The sequence below is a fragment of the Halobacillus litoralis genome, assembly GCF_009856445.1.
Classification (GTDB): domain Bacteria; phylum Bacillota; class Bacilli; order Bacillales; family Halobacillaceae; genus Halobacillus; species Halobacillus litoralis.
The window spans coordinates 690,233-709,852 of record NZ_WMFA01000002.1; the positions used below are offsets into that span (position 1 = coordinate 690,233).

General features: G+C 43.9%; 21 protein-coding genes. 20 read left to right on the forward strand and 1 reads right to left on the reverse strand.

The features are described 5' to 3' along the window. The 7 genes from recG (at position 1) to rnc (ending at position 6,638) form a co-directional block, all read left to right on the forward strand. A complete protein-coding gene (gene recG / locus GLW00_RS08735; protein ID WP_160913137.1) occupies positions 1–2,037 on the forward strand; it encodes an ATP-dependent DNA helicase RecG in 2,037 nt (678 codons plus the stop codon). Between the two features lie 206 nt (positions 2,038–2,243). Then, positions 2,244–2,825 carry a transcription factor FapR gene (fapR, locus tag GLW00_RS08740; protein ID WP_160913139.1) on the forward strand — a complete coding sequence of 194 codons (582 nt, stop codon included), beginning with the start codon at positions 2,244–2,246 and terminating at the stop codon, positions 2,823–2,825. Next, positions 2,822–3,826, forward strand: coding sequence for a phosphate acyltransferase PlsX (gene plsX / locus GLW00_RS08745; protein ID WP_160913142.1), 1,005 nt, complete (start codon positions 2,822–2,824; stop codon positions 3,824–3,826). The genes fapR and plsX overlap by 4 nt, the downstream gene beginning before the upstream one ends. Beyond that, positions 3,823–4,764, forward strand: coding sequence for an ACP S-malonyltransferase (gene fabD / locus GLW00_RS08750; RefSeq protein WP_160913144.1), 942 nt, complete (start codon positions 3,823–3,825; stop codon positions 4,762–4,764). Before plsX ends, fabD begins: the two co-directional genes overlap by 4 nt. Then, positions 4,764–5,504 carry a 3-oxoacyl-[acyl-carrier-protein] reductase gene (gene fabG / locus GLW00_RS08755; RefSeq protein WP_160913145.1) on the forward strand — a complete coding sequence of 247 codons (741 nt, stop codon included), beginning with the start codon at positions 4,764–4,766 and terminating at the stop codon, positions 5,502–5,504. Before fabD ends, fabG begins: the two co-directional genes overlap by 1 nt. A gap of 131 nt (positions 5,505–5,635) precedes the next feature. After that, a complete protein-coding gene (gene acpP, locus GLW00_RS08760; protein WP_035505393.1) occupies positions 5,636–5,869 on the forward strand; it encodes an acyl carrier protein in 234 nt (77 codons plus the stop codon). Between the two features lie 76 nt (positions 5,870–5,945). Beyond that, positions 5,946–6,638: a ribonuclease III gene (gene rnc / locus GLW00_RS08765; RefSeq protein ID WP_160913147.1), complete on the forward strand. Its 693-nt coding sequence runs from the start codon at positions 5,946–5,948 to the stop codon at positions 6,636–6,638. 71 nt (positions 6,639–6,709) lie between these two features. On the opposite strand, the gene GLW00_RS08770 is transcribed toward rnc, so the two are convergent. Beyond that, positions 6,710–6,931: a DUF1128 domain-containing protein gene (locus GLW00_RS08770; protein ID WP_160913149.1), complete on the reverse strand. Its 222-nt coding sequence runs from the start codon at positions 6,929–6,931 to the stop codon at positions 6,710–6,712. Between the two features lie 498 nt (positions 6,932–7,429). On the opposite strand from GLW00_RS08770, the gene smc reads away from it, so the two are divergent. From smc to rnhB, 13 genes are all read left to right on the forward strand, one after another. After that, on the forward strand, positions 7,430–10,990 hold the full coding sequence (gene smc, locus GLW00_RS08775; RefSeq protein WP_160913151.1) for a chromosome segregation protein SMC: 3,561 nt from the start codon (positions 7,430–7,432) through the stop codon (positions 10,988–10,990). 13 nt (positions 10,991–11,003) lie between these two features. Continuing rightward, entirely contained in the window at positions 11,004–12,326 is a 1,323-nt protein-coding gene (ftsY, locus tag GLW00_RS08780; RefSeq protein ID WP_160913153.1) for a signal recognition particle-docking protein FtsY, read from the forward strand. 75 nt (positions 12,327–12,401) lie between these two features. Next, on the forward strand, positions 12,402–12,731 hold the full coding sequence (locus GLW00_RS08785; RefSeq protein ID WP_115824939.1) for a putative DNA-binding protein: 330 nt from the start codon (positions 12,402–12,404) through the stop codon (positions 12,729–12,731). 13 nt (positions 12,732–12,744) lie between these two features. Next, a complete protein-coding gene (gene ffh, locus GLW00_RS08790; RefSeq protein WP_160913154.1) occupies positions 12,745–14,085 on the forward strand; it encodes a signal recognition particle protein in 1,341 nt (446 codons plus the stop codon). A gap of 85 nt (positions 14,086–14,170) precedes the next feature. Next, positions 14,171–14,440, forward strand: a complete 270-nt coding sequence (gene rpsP / locus GLW00_RS08795) for a 30S ribosomal protein S16 (protein WP_089652441.1) — start codon at positions 14,171–14,173, stop codon at positions 14,438–14,440. 22 nt (positions 14,441–14,462) lie between these two features. After that, positions 14,463–14,690 (forward strand): KH domain-containing protein, encoded by a 228-nt coding sequence (locus GLW00_RS08800; protein ID WP_089652440.1) that lies wholly within the window; start codon positions 14,463–14,465, stop codon positions 14,688–14,690. A 90-nt stretch (positions 14,691–14,780) separates the two neighbouring features. Beyond that, positions 14,781–15,167 carry a YlqD family protein gene (locus GLW00_RS08805; protein WP_160913156.1) on the forward strand — a complete coding sequence of 129 codons (387 nt, stop codon included), beginning with the start codon at positions 14,781–14,783 and terminating at the stop codon, positions 15,165–15,167. Positions 15,168–15,175: 8 nt separating this feature from the next. Continuing rightward, a complete protein-coding gene (gene rimM / locus GLW00_RS08810) occupies positions 15,176–15,691 on the forward strand; it encodes a ribosome maturation factor RimM (RefSeq protein ID WP_160913158.1) in 516 nt (171 codons plus the stop codon). Next, positions 15,691–16,422, forward strand: a complete 732-nt coding sequence (trmD, locus tag GLW00_RS08815) for a tRNA (guanosine(37)-N1)-methyltransferase TrmD (RefSeq protein ID WP_160913160.1) — start codon at positions 15,691–15,693, stop codon at positions 16,420–16,422. The genes rimM and trmD overlap by 1 nt, the downstream gene beginning before the upstream one ends. A gap of 127 nt (positions 16,423–16,549) precedes the next feature. After that, positions 16,550–16,894, forward strand: coding sequence for a 50S ribosomal protein L19 (rplS, locus tag GLW00_RS08820; RefSeq protein ID WP_160912444.1), 345 nt, complete (start codon positions 16,550–16,552; stop codon positions 16,892–16,894). A 315-nt stretch (positions 16,895–17,209) separates the two neighbouring features. Next, the gene (gene lepB / locus GLW00_RS08825; protein ID WP_160913800.1) at positions 17,210–17,761 is read left to right on the forward strand and encodes a signal peptidase I; all 552 of its coding nucleotides are present in this window, start codon (positions 17,210–17,212) and stop codon (positions 17,759–17,761) included. 10 nt (positions 17,762–17,771) lie between these two features. Then, the gene (ylqF, locus tag GLW00_RS08830) at positions 17,772–18,617 is read left to right on the forward strand and encodes a ribosome biogenesis GTPase YlqF (protein WP_160913162.1); all 846 of its coding nucleotides are present in this window, start codon (positions 17,772–17,774) and stop codon (positions 18,615–18,617) included. 224 nt (positions 18,618–18,841) lie between these two features. After that, positions 18,842–19,606 carry a ribonuclease HII gene (gene rnhB / locus GLW00_RS08835; RefSeq protein ID WP_160913164.1) on the forward strand — a complete coding sequence of 255 codons (765 nt, stop codon included), beginning with the start codon at positions 18,842–18,844 and terminating at the stop codon, positions 19,604–19,606. Positions 19,607–19,620 lie beyond the last annotated feature (14 nt).

Consider the following 19,620-nt stretch of genomic DNA (forward strand, 5'->3'; position numbering starts at 1 on the left):
GTGCTGCACCAATCGATCAGTGAAGTCAAAGGAGTAGGTGACAAACTACAATCGCAATTAAATGAGCTGGGACTTTTTACAGTCGAGGACCTATTATTCTATTTTCCCCACCGTTATGATTCCTATGAAGTGAAGCCTCTTACTGAACTTACGCACAATGAGAAGGCGACCATCGAAGGTGAAATTGTCTCTGAACCTGCTCTAAGTTTTTATGGCAGGAAGAAATCGCGGTTGACTTTTACTCTTCAAGTTGATCAGTTCGCTGTAAAAGCGGTCATGTTCAATCGCGCTTTTGCTAAGAAACAGTTGAATCAAGGAGACACCGTTACGGTGACAGGGAAATGGGATCAACAAAGACTTCAAATAACAGTAAGCCAGTTCAAAAAGGGAGAGTCCAAAAGTCAGGAACCCATTCAGCCGGTTTACACATTGAAAGAAGGGGTCAACCTCAACACATTGAGGAAAGTAATCAAACACGCGCTTGATGATTACAGTACAGATATTCCCGAGATTCTTCCTCAAGATCTGGCTCTTGCTTATAAGCTCCCAGACCGTCCTCAAGCTTTAAATCAAATGCACTATCCGGAAACCCGGGTGATGTTAAAACATGCAAAACGCCGTTTTATTTATGAAGAGTTTCTATTATTTCAATTGAAAATGCAGCTCTTAAGAAAACATAACCGTGAATCTACCTCAGGGGTTGTACAAACCTATGACAATGAGCAATTGACTGCCTTTGTTCAATCATTGCCATTTGAATTAACGTCTGCACAGAAAAGGTCGCTTGCAGAAATTTTAACCGACATGAAAAGTCCTCACAGAATGAATCGACTACTGCAAGGAGACGTTGGTTCAGGTAAGACGGCTGTTGCTGCAATCGCTCTATATGCATCCATTACCGCAGGACATCAGGGAGCTTTGATGGTCCCAACAGAAATTCTCGCAGAACAGCATTATCAATCCTTGAAAGAAATGTTTGAGGGGCGTGCGAAGGTCGCTTTATTGACCGGGTCTATTAAAGGAAAGCGGAGGAGAGAGATCTTAGAATCCGTAGAACAGGAAGAGATTGACATCCTGGTCGGAACCCATGCATTGATCCAGGATGAGGTGGTCTTCAAAAACCTTGGATTCGTTATCGTTGACGAGCAGCACCGTTTTGGGGTGGAACAGCGCCGGGCATTAAGGGATAAGGGTCTTTCTCCTGATGTTCTCTTCATGACGGCAACACCTATTCCGAGAACGCTTGCGATCACAGCCTTCGGCGATATGGATGTAAGTGTGATTGATGAAATGCCTGCAGGTAGGAAACCTGTAGATACGTACTGGGTCAAGGGAGAAATGACCAACCGTGTGTTGAGCTTCATTCAGAAAGAAATTGATCAAGGGCACCAGGCTTACGTCATTTGTCCGCTGATAGAAGAGTCGGACCAACTTGATATTCAAAATGCCATTGATCTCTATGATCAACTCAGCGCTGTTTTTGAGCCCGCCACATCAGTCGGGTTGATGCATGGTCGTCTCCACAATGAAGAAAAAGAAAACGTTATGCAACAATTTGCAGCAAACGAGCTGAAGATTCTTGTCTCCACCACTGTCGTAGAGGTGGGTGTGAATGTACCGAATGCAACTGTTATGGTCATTTATGATGCCCAGAGGTTTGGTCTTTCCCAACTTCACCAGTTGAGAGGCCGTGTTGGGCGTGGAGCAGATCAAAGTTACTGTATTCTTCTTGGTGATCCCAAGGGAGACGTAGGAAAAGAACGGATGAGAATTATGACCGAGACGAATGATGGGTTCGAATTATCCGAACAAGATTTGAAGCTGCGTGGTCCTGGTGACTTTTTCGGCAAAAAACAAAGTGGTCTACCTGAGTTCAAAGTCGGAGACATGGTCCATGATTACCGGGCTCTTGAAACCGCAAGAAAAGATGCCGCTGAAATAATTATGGAAAACACCCTGGATAACGATGAACGTTACAAAGCTTTAAAGGAGCACGTCTACAGTGACCAACATCTTCTTGGCAATGTGTTGGACTAACTTTCAAACACTCGGCTCAAATGCCGGGTGTTTTTTTCTTTCCCCTGAACAAAACCTTTCAGAGTCAGACTGTAGTGGGATTACTATTGATAAGAAAATAGGGAATCATAAGCAAATCCTTGCGTAATTGAACTTGGTATTATATATTACTATTAGTACCTAGTCATAAAGCAAGAATTTATGGCTAAATGAACGGTGGCATATGTATGAAGAAGTCTAAAAAAGTACGTCAGGAAGAATTGAAAACGAAAATAGACCATACCCCCTTCATTACAGACGAAGAACTGGCAAAGACATTCGGGGTCAGTATTCAGACGATAAGGCTGGATCGGATGGAACTTGGAATTCCTGAACTGCGGGAACGGATCAAGTCAGTCGCCACGCAGGAATGGAATGAAACGGTAAAAGCCTTGCCTGTGGAAGAAATCATTGGAGAAGTGGTCGACCTGGAATTGGACGACCGTGCGATTTCAATCTTGGACATCCGTCCGGAACATGTCTTTTCCAGAAACCATATAGCCAGAGGTCACTACTTATTCGCACAGGCTAACTCTCTCGCCGTTGCCTTGATTAATGATGAACTGGCGCTTACGGCCCAGTCGGAAATTACATTCTCACGTCCAGTAAAACTTGGAGAACGTGTGGTGGCTAAAGCGACGGTCAAAGGCGACGATGAAAAAGGGCGAACACTTGTGAATGTGCATAGTTACGTCGACAACGAAGAAGTATTTGCTGGAACTTTTGAGATGTATCGTTCGAACCAACAGAAGGAGATGGATCGAGAATGAAGCTAGCCATTGATGCTATGGGCGGCGACAATGCCCCAGAAGCGATCGTAAAAGGGGCGGTAATGGCCGCAGACACAATTGAAGGTTTGGAAATCACCCTTGTAGGGGATGAAGATCAAATCAAACCTTTCTTAAAAGGGCAGTCAAATGTGTCTATATTACATACTACAGAAGTGATCACTTCTGATGATGAGCCGGTAAGAGCGGTGAGGAGAAAGAAACAATCCTCTATGGTTTTGACGGCCACGGAAGTGAAAGAAGGGCGAGCGGATGGCTGTATATCTGCTGGAAATACAGGGGCCTTGATGAGCGCAGGTTTGTTTGTCGTCGGTCGAATGAAAGGGGTCGACAGGCCTGCACTTAGCCCGACTCTTCCAACGTCGGACGGTAAAGGATTTCTTATGCTGGATGTCGGTGCAAACGTGGATGCAAAACCTGATCACTTGTTGCAATATGCAGTGATTGGGAGTATCTATGCGGAAAATGTACGAGAAATTAAGCAGCCAAGAGTCGGACTTTTGAATGTCGGTACGGAAGACGGCAAAGGAAGTGACTTGACCAAAAAAGCGTTTGAACTGATGAAAGAAGCTCCGATTAACTTTGTCGGGAACGTTGAGGCTCGTGATCTTCTTGAAGGCGTAGCCGATGTAGTCGTCACTGATGGGTTCACAGGGAATGTAACCTTGAAAACGATTGAAGGAACGGCTATGACGATGTTCTCAATGATTAAACAAACATTTATGAGTAACTTTAAAACAAAAATTGCGGCTGGCTTAGCAAAAAATGATCTGCGAAATTTAAAAGCCCAGCTCGATTATAGTGAATATGGCGGAGCAGGGTTGTTTGGTTTGGCCGCACCTGTCATTAAGGCGCACGGCTCTTCCAATGATCGAGCTGTTTTGAATGCAATCCGTCAGGCTTGCCACATGATTGAGCTTGATGTAACGAATACCATTTCAACAACACTTGCTGAAATGGACAAAGAGGAGGATGAATCATGAAGCGAATCGCATGTGTTTTTCCAGGGCAGGGGTCCCAGGAAGTAGGTATGGGGAAGGCGATGTATGAGGCTTATCCTGCTGTGAAACAATTGTTTGATGAAGCGGATGAAGCTCTTGGATATTCTTTAACTCGTTTAATGTTCGAAGGCCCTTCAGAAGAATTAACGAAAACAGAAAATGCTCAACCCGCATTGCTTTTGAACAGTATAGCTATCCAACGTGTACTACAGCAAGAAGGAGTGGCTCCTTCTATGACGGCAGGTCACAGTCTAGGAGAGTACAGTGCTTTGGTCGCAGCTGGAGCACTGGATCCAATGGAAGCCGTACAACTTGTGCATGTCCGTGGGAAGCTGATGGAAGAAGCTTACCCTACAGGCATGGGAACAATGGCGGCTGTACTTGGCCTTTCACAAGAAGAAATAGAAGAGGTTCTGCGTGACTTTGATGGGGAGCTGGCCGTTGACCTTGCCAACATCAATTGTCCAGGTCAAATTGTCATTTCTGGAACAAAGGAAGGCGTGGAGAAAGCTTCTGAACAGTTGTCAGAGGCAGGTGCGAAGCGCGTACTCCCTCTTAACGTCAGTGGTCCATTCCACTCTCGTCTCATGAAGTCAGCCAGTGATGATTTTGCTGACCATTTATCTGAAACAAAGATCTATGATGCCAACGTGCCCGTATATGCTAATGTGACTGCTGCGCCGGTCACAAATGCGGAAGAAATAGAACAGCTTCTCGTTGAACAACTATACTCCCCTGTAAGGTTTCAGCAGATCCTTGAGGCATTCGTCGAAGAAGAGGTCGATGCGATTGTAGAAGTGGGACAGGGCAAAGTATTGAGTGGTCTTGTCCGAAAAGTAAAACGTCGTATGAAAACGTTCAGTGTACAGGACCCAGAGTCACTGCAAGCGTTCATCGATTGGTATAAGGAGGAATCGTAATGTTACAGGACCAGGTGGCTCTTGTCACAGGAGCATCCCGTGGAATTGGAAAGGCTATTGCGCTTGAACTTGCTCGTCAAGGAGCGAAAGTGGCCGTCAATTATGCAGGGAGCGAAGATAAAGCTGAGGCGGTTGTTCAGGAGATCCATGAACAGGGCGGTGCAGCCATTAAAATACAGTCTAACGTTTCTAATGATGACGATGTCAAACGTATGGTAAAAACAGTCGTTGATGAATACGGACGTTTGGATATCCTTGTCAACAATGCAGGGATTACAAAGGATAATCTCCTGATGAGAATGAAGGAAGAAGAATTTGATTCCGTTATTGATACGAACTTGAAAGGCGTTTTCCTCTGTACAAAAGGGGTGACACGTCAGATGATGAAACAAAAGTATGGACGAATTATCAACGTTGCATCAATCGTTGGTGTTTCAGGGAACCCCGGGCAGGCAAATTATGTCGCTGCTAAAGCGGGTGTCATCGGTATGACCAAATCGAATGCTAAAGAATTAGCCGCTAGAAACATCCACGTGAACGCTGTAGCTCCCGGATATATCGCGACAGATATGACAGATGCCCTTACAGATGAGCAGCGCGAGCAAATGCTTGCCATGATTCCACTCAAACGTCTTGGTGAAGGGGAAGATGTTGCGCGCGTTGTCCGTTTTCTAGCTTCCAAAGATGCAGCTTACATGACAGGTCAAACATTGCATGTCGATGGCGGCATGGTCATGTAATAACCTAATCTTATGAATCGTCCATCTCATTTAGAGTAAAGGGACGACGGTTTCTATGAGCCGGGGCTAAAACAGCCTCTTGCGCTTTTGGACACACATTACTATAATTACTGAAGGGAGGTGAGGTTCCAATGGCAGAAACATTTGATCGTGTAAAACAAATCATCGTCGATCGTCTTGATGTTGATGAGTCTAAAGTGACTATGGAAGCTTCCTTCAAAGAAGATCTAGAAGCAGACTCTCTTGATGTCGTTGAGCTTGTAATGGAGCTTGAAGACGAGTTTGATATGGAAATTTCTGATGAAGAAGCTGAAAAAATCAATACAGTAGGCGACGCTGTGAATTACATAAGCAGCCAGTCGTAATAGGATCGCTGTCCGTTTATTCGGGCAGCCTTTCCTATATTTTTCAAGAAATTCATTGCAAAGGACAAGGTGATTTATGGATGATTTTTCCAGTTTCCAGAAAAAGATAAAATTACAATTCAATGATATCTCGTTACTGGAACAGGCTTTTACACATTCATCATATGTGAATGAGCATCGGAAAACCGATCGAGAGGATAATGAACGGCTGGAATTCTTGGGAGATGCCGTTCTTGAACTAGGAGTCTCACAGTATTTGTACCGCGAGTTCCCGGATATGGCTGAAGGAGAGCTTACGAAGTTCAGAGCCTCGATTGTGTGTGAAGTCTCATTAGTAGAATTTGCGAATGAGCTGAATTTCCAAGACCTGATTTTACTTGGTAAAGGTGAAGAGCTGACCGGAGGACGCAATCGACCGGCATTGCTTGCTGATGTTTTTGAAGCGTTCATTGGCGCTCTTTATTTAGACCAGGGTTACGATGCAGTCATACAGTTCTTAAGAGCGTATGTGTATCCGAAAGTGAAAAAAGGTGCTTTTTCTCATGCGATGGATTTCAAAAGTCAGCTACAAGAATTTATTCAACGGGATAAAAACAGTAAAATTGAATATGAAATCGTTGAAGAGAGAGGACCTGCACACAGCCGGGAGTTTATCGCTCATGTACTGATTCAGGATGACATCGGCGGAATTGGTGTAGGCCGAACGAAGAAAGAAGCGGAACAGAAAGCGGCTCAACAGGCGTTAGAAAACCAAGGAGCCCACTTATAATCCGCCTGTAAAAGCAATTATAAAAAGACCGTTTCGGAGAGCGACTCCGAAACGGTCTTTTTTACGGCTGGTTATTTTCTGTATTGGCCAAGTTCCTGAACGAATGCCTGTATTTCAGAAACGCTCAATTGCCCTTTCATTTCAATGATGTCGTGAAGGGATTTGATTTCTTCGTATTTATTCAGATCGTAATCCTCTGGGTCCATGAGGGAACGGTTCACGACCTGCAGTTTTTCAGCCATGTCATTGATGATGGTTTCCAGGTTTTCTTGATTCGGTTCTTGTAAACTCAAAAATGAATCCTCCTTCAGGGCTCGTTATATAGACTATTACATATGATAAAGGACTTTGCCGAATTTTAAAACCCTTCATTAATATAATTACTTATTAAAGTATATGGCAGGTTTCTTGAAGACTCACTTTCGAGACTTTCCGGGGTTCGTTGCCCGGGTTGAGCGTCCGGGGTGGCTGGGAAGCTACTCGCTTTCCTGTGGGGGGAGCGCCGAGCTTCCTCGGACTGCGTACTGCGGGAAAAGTGCAGGGTGATACTCCGTAGGACGCAGCCCGAGGAGGCTCACCGCGCTCCCGCGGAAAGCGAGCTATTCCCCGCAGCCCCCTTCCACCCAACAAAAATCTCGAAACTGAGTCTTCAACTAAAGGGAGAATATGTTGAATGGGATTTCACATGGTGTTATAAAAGTAGACTGGGGTTCCTACCGTAGGGGCGTTCTTTATGATAAAATATATAAGTTGAGTGAATGAAAGATTTGTGAAAAAACAGGAGGATGAATATGTTCCTCAAACAATTAGATACGATAGGTTTTAAATCATTTGCCGAACGAGTGACCGTGGATTTTGTTTCTGGAGTCACATCTGTCGTCGGACCGAATGGTAGTGGAAAAAGTAATATAACGGATGCGATTCGATGGGTATTAGGTGAACAATCAGCCCGGTCGCTTCGCGGTAGCAAAATGGAAGATATCATTTTTGCAGGTAGTGAAACCAGATCTCCATTGAATATGGCAGAAGTGACTTTGACTCTTGATAATACAGACCAGGCACTGCCTCTGGATTATCAGGAAGTCAGCGTGACGAGACGCGTTTACCGCTCCGGTGAAAGTGAGTTCTATATAAATAACCAGACATGCCGTTTGAAGGATATTGTAGATCTATTCATGGATTCCGGGCTTGGCAGGGAAGCTTTCTCTATCATCAGCCAGGGTAAAGTAGAAGAAATCCTCAGCTCCAAAGCAGAAGACCGCCGTTCCATTTTTGAAGAAGCGGCAGGAGTTCTTAAGTACAAACAGCGGAAGAAGAAAGCAGAGTATAAGTTGTCGGAAACACAGGAAAATTTGAACCGTGTGGAAGATATCATATGGGAGATTGATGGTCAGCTTGAACCGTTAAAAGAACAGGCGGCTGTCGCGAAAGATTACTTAGAGAAAAAAGACGAACTGAAGAATGTTGAGATCTCATTATTGATCACTCAGATACAGCAGGTTCATGGGGAATGGGAAAGAATCCTTAAAGAACTGGAAGAAGTTAAAACCCAGGAAAACGAGTTGAGTGGGAAGATCGAGGCGGATGAAGCTTCACTAAAAGATCAAAGAGATCGTGTGGAAATTCTGGATGCTTCTATAGAAAATATGCAGGAAAAATTGCTCTCTTTAACAAGAGACCTCGAAAACCTTGAGGGTAAAAAGCAGCTGATGAAAGAGCGGCATAAACATTTTGAAGAAAATAAATCCAAATTGGAAGAGGCCTACGAAGATCTCTCTGATAAACTGGTGAATTTAAAGTCAATCGCCGAAGAAGAAGCCCAAAAGTTAGCACAGATTAAAGAAAAAAGAGAATCTACAAAGGAAGAACTAAACCAAACCACTCAAGCATTAAAACAGGATCTTCATTTAATTGAAGAAGAAATTGAAGATTTGAAGAGTGAATATATTGAATTGCTTAATAAGCAGGCAGCCAAACGGAACGAAAAACAACTCTTAGAAAAACAGTTGGACCAAATTCACTCTAAAAAGGGAAGTCAGATTGATAAATTCAAAGATCTTAGAAGTGAACGAGCTACGCTTGAAGAAACATTGACTTCAATGACAAAAGAGTTGGGAAACCTTACAAAACAACGGGAAGAGTTGGAGACGCAAGTCCAGGAGTTGAACGAGAAACACGCAAAAAACAAACAGACGTATCAGGAATGGCAGGAAAAGCTTTATAAAGGCTATCAATATTTGGAGAACATGCGATCGAAAAAGGAAATGCTTGAAGAGATGAAGGAAGACTTCTCCGGGTATTTCCATGGCGTCCGTGAGGTTTTGAAAGCTTCCCAAAGAGGCCAGCTGCAGGGGATTCATGGAGCCGTGCTCGCATTGATCGATATCCCTTCTCATCTCTTGACAGCGATTGAGACTGCCCTGGGTGCTCAGGCACAACATATTGTCGTAGAAGATGAACAAACCGGAAGACAGGCGATTCACTGGTTAAAAACGAACAATAAAGGAAGAGCTACTTTCCTTCCTCTTACCTCGATTCAACCTCGTTCTGTCCATGGGGCTGCATCGCTCTCACAACAAGAGGGGTATGTAGGAGTAGCAGCCGACCTTATCCAATATGATCCGGCCCATTCAAAACCAATCCAGCACCTTCTGGGTCATATCGTCATAGCTGAAGGGTTGGAGCACGCAAACCAAATCGCCCGCGTATTGAATAGAAAATACAGGGTTGTGACGCTTGATGGAGATGTCGTTAATCCTGGCGGCTCCATGTCAGGAGGGGCCAAAAAACAATCGAAACAATCCTTGTTTACAAGAGAAAAGGAATTGCAGGAACTTAGTGAGAAAATCGTTGCTTATGATGCAAAGGCGTTGGAAGTTGAGAATAAAGTAAAGAAGTTGAAAGAAACCTTGGCTGAGCAGGAAGAGGAAAAAGAGCAGTGGAATGTGAAACTCTCGGAGTTAAAGCAGGAAGAGTATGAAAAACAGTCCGACCAAAGAGAAGTGCAGCTGAAACTCAACCATTTGAATGATCAACTTCAATTGTTCGACCAGGACCAGGCTCAATACGATCAGGATTCTCACCATGCAGATCAGCAGTTGAGCGACCTTGATGAAACCCTGCAAACTCTAGAGGAACAACTTGTCTCGATTAATACAAAGATCGAAGAACTGACGACTACAAAAGAACGTCAGAAAGAGGACGAAGCTAACTTGCAGGAACGTAAGCAGAAGCTTCAAATCCAACTAGCCGAGCAAGAATCATCGGTAAACAACCAAAAGGAAAAAACAGATCGTTATCAGCAGGAGAAAGACTTGATAGAGCAGGAGTTACGAGGCAACCGGGTCTCTTATCAACAGCTGATGGAGGTTAAAGAGTCCAACCAGACGGAAGATGAGATTCAATCCCAAATTGAAAGCATGCGTACGGCCAAAGAAGAAACGGCTTCGACCATCAATTCGAAGAGGAAAGAGCGTCAAGAGCTTGCTGCAGACATTCAGCAGGCAGAACAGAGCCTGAAAGAATGGAAGCGTAGGCATCAAAACTTCACCCAGGATTTGCAGCAGAAGGAAGTCAAAGCAAACAGGCTGGACGTGGAGCTTGAGAATATGCTTCAATACTTGCAGGAAGAGTATGTGATGACATTTGAAAAAGCGAAGAGAGACTATCCGGGAGTCGGTGATATTGATGAAGCATCAACGAAGGTCAAGCTGATCAAGCGGGCTATTGAAGAGCTTGGCACTGTGAATTTGGGTGCCATCGATGAGTATGACCGGATTAAAGAGCGTTACGAATTCCTGAAAGGCCAGCAAGACGATTTACTGGAAGCCAAACAAACGCTTCATACAGTCATTAATGAGATGGACGGTGAAATGAAACGGAAATTCGAAGATACCTTTACTAAAATCCGTGCTGAATTCGGTGAAGTCTTCCGTACTTTGTTCGGTGGAGGACGAGCCGACTTGCAACTCACTGATCCGAATGACATGTTAGAAACAGGTGTTGATATTGTTGCCCAGCCTCCGGGTAAGAAACTGCAGAATATGAGTTTGCTATCAGGTGGCGAACGTGCTCTGACAGCAATCGCTCTGCTATTCTCGATTCTGCGCGTCCGTCCTGTTCCATTTTGTGTACTGGACGAGGTGGAAGCAGCATTGGATGAAGCGAACGTGGATCGTTTTGCTAAATTCTTGAAAGAATTCAGTGAAAAGACACAGTTCATTGTCATTACTCACAGAAAAGGGACAATGGAAGAATCGGATGTACTTTACGGTGTGACCATGCAAGAGTCAGGGGTATCTAAACTTGTATCTGTCAGACTAGAAGAAACACCGGAATTATTGGAAGCATAGGAAGGATGATTCGATGAGTTTTTTTAAGAAACTGAAAGAAAAATTCGTAAAAGATCCTGAGTCGGATGAAAAAAAAGAGGAACAGCAGGCCCAAGACACAGAGGATTCCGACGATCGGGAGGATTCTCAGGAGTCCGATGCACCACTCTCAGATAGCGCAGATAAAGAGGTGACCGACCTTCAGGGAGAAACAGAAAAGAAAGAAACGGAAGACTCTTTGGATGGAGAAGACGCAACTGAACCTGAAGAGGAAGTAGAAGAAGAGGCTGCAGAATCATCTGTGGTTGATGATGACGAGGAGAATGTAGGAGCTCTGGATGAATCTATGACAGAAGATGATCATCCAGAGAGTCAGGAAGAGGATGAAAAAGTATCGATCGCCTCTAAATTTAAAATGGGACTGGCTAAAACCAGGAATTCATTTTCAACTAAAATTAATGATCTCGTCGCTCGTTACCGAACCGTCGACGAAGATTTCTTTGAGGAATTAGAGGAAGTGTTGATTTCTGCTGATGTCGGGGTTACAACCGTGATGGAAATGATTGAGGAGCTGGAAATGGAAGTGAAACGCAGAAACGTTCAGGATCCTCAAAAAGTGAAAGAAATTATTTCCGAAAAACTGGTTGAAATCTACTACGGTGATGATCGCGCTGAAGAGATCGAAGGGTTGAATGAGAATCCAGATGGTTTGACAGTCTATCTATTTGTTGGCGTAAATGGCGTAGGGAAAACAACGACCATTGGTAAACTCGCCCACCGATTGAAAAGTGCAGGGAAGAACGTAACCCTTGCCGCAGGAGATACATTCCGTGCAGGTGCTATAGAGCAACTGGAAGAGTGGGGCAAACGTGTAGGGGTGAATGTCACAAAGCATAGTGAAGGCAGTGATCCTGCTGCTGTCATTTATGATGGCATTCAATCGGCGAAATCGAAGAATGCCGATGTTCTCATCTGCGATACTGCCGGTCGTCTGCAAAATAAAGTGAACTTGATGAATGAGCTTTCCAAGGTGAAACGTGTCATTGAACGTGAAATTCCTGGAGCTCCTCATGAAGTGCTGCTTGTCCTGGATGCTACAACAGGACAGAATGCAATGAGCCAGGCAAAAACATTTTCCGAAGCGACGGATGTTTCCGGCATTGTCCTATCAAAACTTGATGGAACAGCAAAAGGCGGAATCGTTCTTGCCATCCGAAATGAATTGGAGATCCCGGTAAAACTTGTCGGCCTGGGAGAAAAAGTGACCGATCTTGAAACATTCGATGCTCATGCTTTCGTTTATGGTCTGTTCGCAGATATGATTGAAGAATATGAAGAAGAAGAAGAACTTTCATAAGCCTTGACATAAAGGTACATGTTCCTTTAGTATTTATGTGTAAAGGCATTTCACTTAACAAGGAGTGCTTCAAGCATGCTTGAAAAAACGACACGGATTAATTATCTATTTGATTTCTATCAATCGTTGTTAACTCCTAAGCAGAGAAACTATATGGAGTTGTACTATCTCGAAGATTATTCTCTTGGTGAAATATCGGAAACTTTTGATGTCTCACGTCAAGCCGTTTACGATAATATTCGCCGAACAGAGACGATGCTTGAAGAATATGAAAAAAAGCTTCATCTATATGGGAAGTTTGAAAAGCGGCAGAAAGTGATTAAGGAAATGGAGGCTCAGTTTAAAAAAGACGAGCTCCCTGCCCCTTATGAATCATGGCTGCACGAATTACAAGAATTAGAATAGGAGGGGATCTTCGATGGCATTTGAGGGTTTATCCGACCGTTTGCAGGAAACGATCAAGAAAATCAAAGGCAAAGGGAAGGTAAACGAACAAGACGTAAAAGAGATGACCAGGGAGGTCCGTCTCGCCCTCCTTGAGGCCGATGTAAACTTTAAAGTCGTTAAAGATTTTGTGAAGCGTGTCCGTGAACGCGCCGTCGGTCAAGAGGTCATGGAAAGCCTGACCCCTGGGCAGCAGGTTATCAAAGTTGTTAAAGAAGAGCTTACCGATCTGATGGGTGGCGACGAAAGTAAGATTGCTGTTGCCAAGCGTCCTCCGACGGTTATTATGATGGTCGGTTTGCAGGGGGCAGGTAAAACGACCACTACCGGGAAGCTTGCGAATCTGTTGCGCAAAAGCTACAACAGGAAGCCATTACTCGTTGGTGCGGACGTTTACCGTCCAGCTGCCATCCAGCAATTGCAGACACTCGGAAAACAGCTGGATATGCCTGTTCATGAGGAAGGTACCGAAGCAAATCCTGTGGACATCGCCAAAAATGCGATAGCCAAAGCCAAAGAGGAGCATCATGATTATGTGCTCATTGATACCGCTGGTCGTTTGCATATTGATGGCGACTTGATGGGTGAATTGCAGGAAATCAAGGAAGCTGTCAATCCTGATGAGATTTTCCTTGTTGTCGATGCCATGACGGGTCAGGATGCTGTAAACGTAGCAGAAAGCTTCGATGAGCAGCTGGACGTTACCGGTGTTCTTCTCACGAAACTGGATGGAGACACCCGTGGTGGTGCCGCATTATCCATCAAAGCCGTGACAGGTAAACCGATTAAATTCGCAGGTATGGGTGAAAAGCTTGACCAGCTTGAGACTTTCCACCCCGAGCGTATGGCGTCAAGGATTCTCGGAATGGGCGACATGCTCACCTTAATTGAAAAAGCACAGACGCAGGTGGATGAAAAGCAAGCGAAAGAGCTGGAGTCGAAAATGCGTAATGCTTCCTTTACTTTTGAGGATTTCCTTGAGCAGATGGAGCAAGTGAAAAATATGGGGCCGCTGGATGAAATTTTAAACATGATTCCTGGTGCGAACAAAATGAAGGGCCTTCAGAATGTGTCCTTCGATGACAAGCAGATTGTTCATGTCGAGGCCATCATCCAATCGATGACTAAAAATGAAAGACAGGACCCTTCTGTTATGAATGCAAGCCGTAAGAAGCGGATTGCTAAAGGTTCCGGAACTTCTGTTTCAGAGGTCAATAGACTGTTGAAGCAGTTTGAAGAAATGAAGAAAATGATGAAACAAATGAGCAATACGAAAGGGAAAAAAGGCAAAGGAATGAAATTTCCTTTTATGTAATGGAAAAAACCTTTACACACCCTTGAAGTTCTGCTAAAATCTAAATCTGTGTGAAACATTAAAGAAATTTTGGAGGTTGTTAAAAATGGCAGTAAAAATTCGCCTAAAACGTATGGGATCTAAGCGTAACCCATTTTATCGTGTAGTAGTTGCTGATTCTCGTTCTCCTCGTGATGGACGTATCATCGAGCAAATCGGAACATATAACCCAGTTGCTAACCCTGTAGAGGTTAAACTTGATGCTGAGAAAGCGATCGACTGGATGTCTAACGGCGCGAAGCCAAGCGACACTGTTCGTAACCTTTTCTCTAACGAAGGCATCATGAAGCAGTTCCACGATAAGAAAAACCAATAAATCATAAAGTAGTGGTGATCCCATGAAAACCTTAATCGAAACGATCGTAACTCCGCTTGTCGATCATCCTGATGACATTGTGGTGGATGAGAAAGAAGAAAATCACAAAGTGGTTTATCATCTAACGGTCCACCCGGATGACGTAGGGAAAGTAATCGGTAAGAACGGGCGGATTGCGAAAGCGATTCGGACTGTCGTTTATGCGGCAGGTTCAGATTCTGAAAAACGGATCTATTTGGATATCATGTAAGAGAACTAATTTTATTGGTGTAAGAAGGGAGAAGGGAAACCTTTTCCCTTTTTTACTATTCTCAAGGAATAGCAGAGGGGCGGGCGAAAGATGCAGATCATCCGAACAGTACCTGTCAAACAGATTTTGACAGAGACGAGCCGTGCGCAAATCAAGGAAAAGTTCGACGAAAGATACCAACGTCTGGAACGTGAATGCAGGCAGCTTTCGTTTGAACAGAAAAAGCTGGAACGTAAGCCCGGGGTTTCCAGGCAGGAAGTGGAGCGGCGTTTTTCGAAAGAAATCGGTCGGAGAAAAGATCAACTGAAGTGGCTGGAATATCAACGTAAACAGTTGGATATCCTGCCAGATGGAAGTGAACTTGAAACGGATGAAGTACAGGCATTGATTGAAGTTGAAGAAGGCGATCAATGGGAACAGGTCATTCAGGATCGTCAAATCGTCGTGGAAGACGGAAAAGTCATACGAGCGAGGTAATTGCACTCATGGAAAAACAGTTATTTAATGTTGGTAAAATCATAAACACACACGGCATCAAAGGAGAAGTGAAAGTTCATCGTGTCACTGATTTTGATGAACGATTTGAACCAGGTCAGCTTTTGTATTGGGTAAGTGATAACAGCGAGCCGAAACCACTGGTCATTCGGACACACCGTAATCATAAAGGTTTCGACCTTGTAAGCTTTGAGGATCATCCTACGATTAATGATGTCGAAGGATACAAGAATGGAAAGCTGATGGTTTCAGAAGAAGATCATGAAGAGCTTGATGATCATGAATTCTATTTTTATGAAATCATTGGGTGTACCGTGTTTTTAGAGTCAGGAGAAGAGTTAGGTGAAATCAAAGAAATTCTTACCCCTGGCGCGAACGACGTTTGGGTTGTGAAGCGTAAGAATCAGCCGGATGTTCTCATTCCGTATATCGAACCTGTCGTTAAAGAAGTGGATCCGGAGCGGAAAACCATCATCATCGATCCAATAGAGGGGCTGCTAGACTAATGCATATCGATATTCTGACACTTTTTCCAGAAATGTTTGATGGTGTACTGCAGAATTCCATCATGAAGCGTGCTCAGGAACAAGGCGCCTTTTCACATCAGTATGTCAATTTCCGTGATTACACTGAAAACAAGCACAATAAAGTTGATGATTACCCTTATGGTGGAGGAGCGGGGCTTGTTCTATCCCCGCAGCCCATCTTTGACAGCATTCAGTCCATCAAAGACACAGCAGAAAAACCTCCACGTGTCGTGCTTCTTTGCCCGCAGGGAGAACCCTACTCCCAGCAAAAAGCGGAAGAACTTTCCGAAGAAGATCATCTTGTCTTTATTTGCGGCCATTATGAAGGGTATGATGAACGGATCAGACAGGAACTGGTGACCGATGAAATTTCCATCGGTGACTATGTCCTTACTGGTGGAGAGCTTGGTGCGATGGTTGTCATTGATTCCGTAGTCCGACTTCTTCCAGGAGTTCTCGGTAATGAACAGTCGGCCCCAATGGACTCATTCTCAAACGGTTTGCTGGAGCATCCGCATTATACGAGACCGGCGGATTTTCGAGGTCACAAAGTACCGGATGTTCTTTTGTCAGGAAACCATGCTAAAATCGATGAATGGCGTCATTATCAGTCATTAAAACGAACCTATGAGAGAAGACCGGATCTGCTTGAAGGAAGAGAATTATCTGTGAAAGAACAAACGTGGGTGGAAGAGTGGAAAAATCGTTGAGCCCTGTTGATGTTTGTCTCTCCATATGGTATATTAAATCTTGTGCTTAAACGTACGGTTTAAGTGGAAAACGATGTTCCGCTGCCTCTTAGAAGACAAGAGCATTAGTTAAAAAGGAGTGAAAATCATGCAACAATTGATTCATGACATTACAAAAGAACAACTTCGTTCGGATCACCCTGATTTCCGTCCTGGTGATACTGTGAAAGTACACGTGAAAGTTGTCGAAGGTACACGTGAACGTATCCAGGTATTCGAAGGTGTTGTCATCAAGCGTCAGAACGGCGGAATCAGCGAAACATTCACTGTTCGTAAGATTACTTACGGAACAGGTGTTGAGCGTACATTCCCAGTTCATTCTCCACGTATCGCTAAGATCGAGCGTACTCGTCGTGGTAAAGTACGTCGTGCGAAACTTTACTACTTGCGTAACCTACGCGGTAAAGCGGCACGTATTAAAGAAATTATCTAATTTCAGTGAAAAGGAGCTTGCGATGTCAAGCTCCTTTTTTCTACTTATCTATAGGTATTATTTTCGAGACATGATTTTTCAAAAGCATCTAACCCCTCATGAGACTTTCAAAATTGAGTTTTCAAAAACAATGCTAAATGAAAATGGAACCAAGGTTTATGAAATTTATGATATGATTTATAAGACTATAACATAAGACAAGCGAGCATTCAGCAGCAAATTTAACCCTGTATTATGGAAAGGCTGTGTCTCTACAGCCTGTATACTGTGGTTTTGCCGCTCCAGACTCCTTCATTCAAGGAAGAAGGGATAATGATGAAACAACAATGGTTGGACTGGTTGAAAGCATTTCTTATCGCCGGTGTATTAGCTGTCATCGTAAGAGTGTTTTTGTTTGCACCCGTCGTCGTTGAAGGACCTTCCATGTTGACCACTTTACATAGCGGAGATCATTTGATCGTGAGCAAACTCAATTATACGCTTGGATCGCCGGAGCGATTTGATGTCGTTGTATTTCATGCAACAGAACGTAAAGACTATATCAAACGGGTGATCGGCCTTCCTGGTGATCATATTGCCTATGAAGATGATCAACTCTATGTAAATGGAGAACCCGTGGAAGAACCTTTTCTTGATGAACGTAAACAGCAATTAAGTGGCACCCGCCCGTTGACTGATGACTTCATCATGGAAGAGGATATGCCAGGCAACTACAAAGAAGTCCCGGAGGGTCATTTGTTCGTGCTTGGTGATAACCGCAACAACTCGACAGACAGCAGGATGCTCGGCATGATTGATCAAGAGCAGATGGTAGGGGAAGCTGTTGTTTCCTATTGGCCATTAAATCGCATCCAGCTTGTGAACTAGGAGGATCTATATGACCATTCAATGGTTCCCGGGCCACATGGCCAAAGCAAAAAGGGAAGTCGCTGAGAAACTTAAACTCGTGGATTTCGTAATTGAACTCGTAGATGCACGTGCCCCAATGTCTTCTCAGAACCCCATGCTTCATAACACGCTACAAGAAAAGCCAAAAATGATGGTGTTGATGAAAAAAGATCTCGCCGACACCCATGTTACCACGGAGTGGATTGAACATTTTAAAGAACAAGGTATTCCAGCCGTCGCAATTGAGGCAAATCATAAACAGGATGTACAGAAAGTTGTCCAGCTGGCAAAAGAGTTAGGTAAAGAGAAAATGGATAAACTCAAAGCGAAAGGCATCCGTCCAAGAGCCTCACGGGCGATGATCATAGGCATCCCGAACGTAGGTAAATCAACGTTGATCAATAGACTGGCCAACAAGAAAATGGCTAAAACAGGAGATAAACCAGGCGTCACCACGAAGCAGCAGTGGATAAAAGTAAAAAAAGAATTTGAATTGCTTGATACCCCTGGAATTCTATGGCCGAAGTTCGAAGAAGAGGAAGTTGGATATCGCTTAGCTGCGATTGGCACGATTAAAGATCAAATCCTTCCTAAAGAAGATGTAGCCGCCTATGTCCTTCATTTTCTCCATCAATCCTATCCAGAACGGCTTGAAGAGAGATTTAGTCTTGAGAATGTGGATGATATGATGGAAGCATTTGAGACCATTGGGAAAAAACGAGGCTGCCTCGAAAGTGGAGGCCGGATTAATTTCGAAAAAGTCTCTGACATTATCTTACAAGACTTACGAACAGGGAAGCTGGGTATGATCACCCTTGAACACCCTGACTCATAAAAGAAAGCGCAAAGAGGCTCCAGGCCCTTGCGCTTTCTTTTATGAGCTTATTTATGAATTGCACCTCTAAATCATTCATCCATGGCCATATTAGTGTCTCAAGCATTAATGTTCACACAAATCCATCCCAGTGGTAACATTTTTATATTAAATAGAAAGCGATTATTTGATTTTAGAATGATGAAAATTGTCCGATATGATAAGAAATGGAGGGTTTAAGCTTCATGACCCAATTGACAGTAGCCCAGGTAAAGGAAAGACTGAATGACGATACATTAACCTCTCAAGAGTTAGCTTTGTTTAAAGAGGATTCGAGAAAAGGGGTACAGCAACTTGTGCAGCGTTACCATAAGGAAATTCGTCAAAAGCAAGAGCTGAGAAGTCAGTATGAGAAAATGATGGTCTTTGAAGAAGATCTCTTCCAACGTGGATTCACACAGATTGCAGGAATAGACGAAGCAGGGCGAGGGCCCATTGCCGGTCCTGTTGTGGCCGGTGCTGTTATTTTACCTCGTGATTATTACTTAGAAGGACTGAATGATTCGAAGAAGCTTTCTTTGAAGAATCGGGAGGCATACTTTGAGCGGATCAAAGCCGATGCTGATTGGGGTGTAGGTATTGTCACGAATGAAGAGATAGATCAAATCAACATATATCAAGCATCTAAACTTGCTATGAAGAGAGCCGTTGGAGATCTTTCAGGGCAACCGGAACATTTACTAATTGATGCGATGGAACTGGACGCGATTTCGAGTCCTCAAACAAAGCTCATTAAAGGGGACGAGAGAAGTGTTTCGATTGCTGCAGCAAGTGTCATTGCCAAAGTGACAAGAGACCGCATGATGGCTGAAATAGACGAAAGGTATCCAATGTACGAGTTCCGTAACAATCAGGGATATGGAACAAAACCACACGTCGAAGCACTAAAAAGTCACGGGCCCTCTCCGGTTCATAGAAAAACATTTGCCCCTGTGAAAGATCTGCTTTAAGAAAGGGATGAAAA